The organism is Kitasatospora sp. NPDC058032 (assembly GCF_042885845.1).
In the GTDB taxonomy this organism is placed as follows: Bacteria; Actinomycetota; Actinomycetes; order Streptomycetales; family Streptomycetaceae; genus Kitasatospora.
In genome coordinates, this window is sequence record NZ_JBHVRK010000070.1 from 1 (window position 1) to 1,873 (window position 1,873).

General features: G+C 52.2%; 1 rRNA gene. It reads left to right on the forward strand.

Annotation, left to right across the window (positions count from 1 at the left end):
• Positions 1-56: 56 nt before the first annotated feature.
• Positions 57-1,873: ribosomal RNA gene (locus ACFVUH_RS37305) — 23S ribosomal RNA — on the forward strand; the annotation flags it as partial.

Here is a 1,873-nt window from a genome sequence, read left to right on the forward strand (position 1 = left end):
GTCAGGTGGGTGTCTGGTCGTTGTTTGAGAACTGCACAGTGGACGCGAGCATCTGTGGCCAAGTTTTTAAGGGCGCACGGTGGATGCCTTGGCACTAGGAGCCGATGAAGGACGGGACTAACACCGATATGCTTCGGGGAGCTGTAAGTAAGCTTTGATCCGGAGATTTCCGAATGGGGAAACCCACTACTCGTAATGGAGTAGTATCTTTACCTGAATACATAGGGTACTGAGGACAGACCCAGGGAACTGAAACATCTAAGTACCTGGAGGAAGAGAAAGCAAATGCGATTTCCTGAGTAGCGGCGAGCGAAACGGAACATAGCCCAAACCAAGAGGCTTGCCTCTTGGGGTTGTAGGACATTCTATACGGAGTTACAAAGGAACGAGGTAGATGAAGAGGTCTGGAAAGGCCCGCCATAGGAGGTAACAGCCCTGTAGTCAAAACTTCGTTCTCTCCTGAGTGGATCCTGAGTACGGCGGAACACGTGAAATTCCGTCGGAATCCGGGAGGACCATCTCCCAAGGCTAAATACTCCCTAGTGACCGATAGTGAACCAGTACCGTGAGGGAAAGGTGAAAAGCACCCCGGAAGGGGAGTGAAAGAGATCCTGAAACCGTGTGCCTACAAGTAGTCAGAGCCCGTTAACGGGTGATGGCGTGCCTTTTGTAGAATGAACCGGCGAGTTACGATCCCGTGCAAGGTTAAGCTGAAGAGGCGGAGCCGCAGCGAAAGCGAGTCTGAATAGGGCGTTTAGTATGTGGTCGTAGACCCGAAACCAGGTGATCTACCCATGTCCAGGGTGAAGTTCAGGTAACACTGAATGGAGGCCCGAACCCACGCACGTTGAAAAGTGCGGGGATGAGGTGTGGGTAGCGGAGAAATTCCAATCGAACCTGGAGATAGCTGGTTCTCCCCGAAATAGCTTTAGGGCTAGCCTTAAGGTAAGAGTCTTGGAGGTAGAGCACTGATTGGACTAGGGGCCCCTACCGGGTTACCGAATTCAGTCAAACTCCGAATGCCAATGACTTATCCTTGGGAGTCAGACTGCGAGTGATAAGATCCGTAGTCGAAAGGGAAACAGCCCAGACCGCCAGCTAAGGTCCCAAAGTATACGTTAAGTGGAAAAGGATGTGGAGTTGCTTAGACAACCAGGATGTTGGCTTAGAAGCAGCCACCATTTAAAGAGTGCGTAATAGCTCACTGGTCGAGTGACTCTGCGCCGAAAATGTACCGGGGCTAAACGTATCACCGAAGCTGCGGACTGTTCTTACGAACAGTGGTAGGAGAGCGTTCTAAGGGCTGTGAAGCGAGACCGGAAGGACTCGTGGAGCGCTTAGAAGTGAGAATGCCGGTATGAGTAGCGAAAGAGGGGTGAGAATCCCCTCCACCGAATGCCTAAGGTTTCCTGAGGAAGGCTCGTCCGCTCAGGGTTAGTCGGGACCTAAGCCGAGGCCGAAAGGCGTAGGCGATGGACAACAGGTTGATATTCCTGTACCACCTCCTCACCATTTGAGCAATGGGGGGACGCAGGAGGATAGGGTAAGCGCGGTATTGGATATCCGCGTCCAAGCAGTTAGGCTGGGAAATAGGCAAATCCGTTTCCCATAAGGCTGAGCTGTGATGGCGAGCGAAATATAGTAGCGAAGTTCCTGATTCCACACTGCCAAGAAAAGCCTCTAGCGAGGTGAGAGGTGCCCGTACCGCAAACCGACACAGGTAGGCGAGGAGAGAATCCTAAGGTGTGCGAGAGAACTCTGGTTAAGGAACTCGGCAAAATGACCCCGTAACTTCGGGAGAAGGGGTGCTGACTTAACGGAAAGCCGCAGTGAATAGGCCCAAGCAACTGTTTATCAAAAACACAGCTCTCTG